Source organism: Cronbergia sp. UHCC 0137 (assembly GCF_034932285.1).
GTDB lineage: Bacteria > Cyanobacteriota > Cyanobacteriia > Cyanobacteriales > Nostocaceae > Cronbergia.
The window spans coordinates 23,457-27,104 of record NZ_JAYGHC010000020.1 but is presented as its reverse complement, the minus strand read 5'-3'; the positions used below and the strand labels follow the sequence as shown (position 1 = coordinate 27,104).

Annotated in this window: 3 protein-coding genes; 2 read left to right on the top strand and 1 reads right to left on the bottom strand. The window is 41.7% G+C overall.

All coding sequences use genetic code 11. The features are described 5' to 3' along the window. Window positions 1-439 precede the first annotated feature (439 nt). Complete coding sequence (locus tag VB711_RS12225; protein WP_323286320.1) at window positions 440-1,318, top strand: NAD(P)-dependent oxidoreductase; 879 nt, start codon at window positions 440-442, stop codon at window positions 1,316-1,318. Between the two features lie 210 nt (window positions 1,319-1,528). Here VB711_RS12225 and VB711_RS12220 read toward each other — a convergent pair whose 3' ends face one another. After that, entirely contained in the window at window positions 1,529-2,005 is a 477-nt protein-coding gene (locus VB711_RS12220) for a single-stranded DNA-binding protein (protein ID WP_323286319.1), read from the bottom strand. A gap of 354 nt (window positions 2,006-2,359) precedes the next feature. On the opposite strand from VB711_RS12220, the gene VB711_RS12215 reads away from it, so the two are divergent. Beyond that, on the top strand, window positions 2,360-3,565 hold the full coding sequence (locus VB711_RS12215; RefSeq protein WP_416233576.1) for a DUF1565 domain-containing protein: 1,206 nt from the start codon (window positions 2,360-2,362) through the stop codon (window positions 3,563-3,565). Window positions 3,566-3,648: the final 83 nt, after the last annotated feature.

Sequence of the window (3,648 nt, the reverse complement as noted above, 5' to 3'; positions counted from 1 at the left end):
TTTCTTGTAGGGTGCGTCGGACTCGATAATTCGCCAACACTCAACAGATTGTTAAAATCTGACGCACCTTATAATATGCCAGTTGAGCAAGTCCTGAGACAAAAGGTTAAAACTCTATTTAGGAATCCTGTTTAAGTCTTGATTAGACTAGCATAGCAGTGATTACTTTACAGTTAAAAACCTTAGAAAAGTAATAATTATGTCTACTCATGACCTGGTTTTGCTTGTAACTCTACTGACTCCCGGCATTTTACTTTCAGTTTTAATTATGGCTACTTTTGCCGCAGGTGGTTGATGTCTGGTGATTGATGATTGGGGAAAAGGGGAATAAAGAAGTTTTTTCCCTCTTTCCTCCTTCCCATTAGTTATGAAAATTAAACAATGGCAACGCGATGTCTACGTCGGGCTACACCTACGCTTTACCAAAGGAACATGAAACATGAAGGTGGCATTTCTGGGAACTGGATTGATGGGGCTACCGATGGCTCAAAGGTTATTAGCCGCAAAAATAGACCTAGTGGCCTACAACCGCACCCCAGAAAAATTAATCCCACTCCAGGCTGCTGGCGCGGAAATTACCACTCAAGCACGTCAAGCTATTCGTTCTGCTGACTGCATAATCTTGATGCTCTCTAATGCCGCAGCCATTTATCATGTCTTACTCACAGATACTTCTTGGCATACTTTATCAGGGCGCAGTGTGATCCAAATGGGGACACTTACACCCCCAGAAAGTCAAGAAATTAGAGATGCTGTAGTTGCGGCTGGTGGTGAGTATATTGAAGCTCCAGTGCTTGGTAGTATTCCAGAAGCCCAAACTGGTAAATTAATTGTGATGGTGGGTGGTGAACCAGAACAATATCAACGCCACTTGAAAATACTACAACATTTTGGAACAGATCCCTTACTCATCGGACCTGTGGGATCTGCTTCGGCGCTAACACTAGCACTAAATCAACTAATTGCCTCACTGACAACCAGTTTTGCCCTGAGTCTGGCTTTTGTGCAGATGCAAGGCATTGATATAGACTTGTTTATGCGTATTCTGCGCGACAGTAAACTTTACGCGCCTACTTTTGATCAAAATTTGCGTCGGATGTTGGATGGAAACTACACAAATGCCAACTTACCAACAAAACAATTGATCAAAGTAATAGATTTATTTATCTCTGAAGCTAAATCCGTCGGTTTAAATCTCAGCAGTATTGAAGGTGTACGCGAAATCTTACAATCAGCGATGAAAATGTCCTATCCAGAAGATGATTTCTCTTGCGTCTTTCCCGCTATTCGTGAATGGGGTGAAGTTAGCGGGGAATAGGTGATTGGGGATTGGGGGTTGGGGATTGGGGATTGGTGATTGGGGATTGGGGATTGGTGATTGGGGATTGGGGATTGGGGATTGGGGATTGGGGATTGGGGATTGGGGATTGGGGATTGGGGATTGGTGATTGGGGATTGGTAATTTATTCCTCTCTCCCCCTGCTCCCTGCTCCCTGCTCCCTGCCCCCTGCCCCCTGCCCCTGCCTCTTTAAAAGGGAATATCATCGGGATCTGGTTCAGGGGCTGACGGGGGTACTGTAGCTGTAAAACTTGGGGCTGGAGTTGGTGCTGGATTGGTTGGTTGATATGTCTCTGTGGGACGGTATGCTGGTTGAGGGACAGTTTGAGGGACAGTGGCGACTGGTGGTTGAGTTGTACTGAAACCTTGGGCGATCGCATGAATTTTTTGTACTGTTAATTCAGCACGTTTTTCTTTAAACCCTTCAGGCCGTTCTATGGTATTCATACCTAAACGCCCTTCAATGATCACGCGATCGCCCTGGTGATAACTCTGATGAATTTCTTTCGCTAAGTTACCCCAACCTACCACTTTTAACGGATGTGTTGGGTCTTCTGGCTTCATTCCCGAAACCTGTACCATCATTTCTGTCACTTCCAACCCGTCCGGTGTGTGCCGCAGTTGGGGGTGATCATAAATTTCTACCATCAAAATACAGCTATTCATTTAATTCTCCTTATAGTTCAAATCTTACAAAAATATCAAAAAATTTAGTTTTTGACCTAATTATACTCCTAATTTCTGACATTTTCTTCCTGTTTCCGTCTATAAGCTCCGTTATAATCTAGTCTAAAGGCTAAAGAGTCACACAATTAACATGAAGATTTGATGAAGAAATACCAAAATTATTGTCAAAAAAACAATCAGTGTGGATAATGGGATTGGCTATCGCTCTCTCATAGCTGAATAAAAACTAAAGTCGGAAATACGGTAGCACTTCACTACTGATTTGTCCTTCCCCAGGACGTGTTTTGATTGACTTTCTTAATCAAAGCTTCAGAAGCGTAAAACTCAGGAATTATGAAATTTCTATTAACTGCCCCTATTTTAGTAACAACATTCACCCTATCTAGCATCCTGGTTCTCAAATCAACAGTTACAGCCCAGGTTCCCGTAACTGCAAACGTGATTTATGTTAACCCATCCACTGGTAAAGATACATCTGATGCTGGTACGACGGCTACAACCCCCTTCCAGACTATTACCTTCGCCCTTGATCAAGCTAAACCAGATACAGTTATTCAACTAGCTGCTGGTAACTATAACACCAGAGAAACCTTCCCCTTATTGCTCAAACCAGGCATAACCTTACAGGGTGATGAATCCACTAAAGGTCAAGGAACAGTAATTACAGGAGGTGGTTTTTACATCAGTCGTACCTTTGCTAAACAGAACATTACTATCTTAGCAAATCAAGGCAATACGATTGCAGGCCTGACAGTTACCAATCCCAATGACAGAGGTACAGGTATATGGGTAGAATCAACTGATCCTACCATCAAAAACAACACTTTTATTAAAAATGTCAGAGAAGGCGTTTTTATCACAGGCAGTGGATCTCCTAAAATTGAAAATAACATTTTTTCACAAAATAAAGGCAATGGTCTTTCCATTACTAAAACTTCCCAAGGAGAAATTCGTAATAACTTATTTCAGAATAATGGTTTCGGTCTTTCCATCAATGGTGATGCTAAACCAATGGTGACAGAAAACCAAATTGTTCAAAACAAAGATGGAATTTTTATCTCCGAATCAGCTAAACCCACAGTTCATAGAAACGTAATTAAAAACAACCAACGAGATGGTATTGTTGCCATTTCCAAATCAGTACCCGATTTAGGTACTAATCAAAGTCCTGGCGGCAACTCCATGAGTAACAATGGTCGTTATGATCTCAACAATAGTACCTCTGCTATGATAGTTGCGATCGGCAACCCAGATATGGTTACAACACGAATCTTTGGCTCAGTAGATACAGGCAATACCCAGCCATCTAACCAATCTTCAGATCCTAATCTAGCTCTAATACAAAGTTGGCAATTAACCCCTATTTCCTGTGTTTCTGGATCACAAGTAATCACAATCATGATTGATAACAAACAATACTGTGTCAATCCCCATCCTGCTTTAACTGCCAAAAACTATCAATATAATCGCTCTACTGGCAAACTAAAAGCCTTAGCCTCACCACAGTCTAATCCACCCGGACAAGATGGAGGATTATAGTTAGGGCTTGCTTAATAAAGCTAAAACTTAGATATATCAAGAGTTTGAAGGTTGAAAAGGTGAGTCTGGTGCAAGGAATAAGT

What these genes read in the sequence shown, in the direction of transcription:
- VB711_RS12215 (WP_416233576.1), top strand. Translation starts at nt 2,360, where the DNA reads ATGAAATTTCTATTAACTGCCCCTATTTTAGTAACAACATTCACCCTA.
- VB711_RS12225 (WP_323286320.1), top strand. Translation starts at nt 440, where the DNA reads ATGAAGGTGGCATTTCTGGGAACTGGATTGATGGGGCTACCGATGGCT.
- VB711_RS12220 (WP_323286319.1), bottom strand. Translation starts at nt 2,005, where the DNA reads ATGAATAGCTGTATTTTGATGGTAGAAATTTATGATCACCCCCAACTG.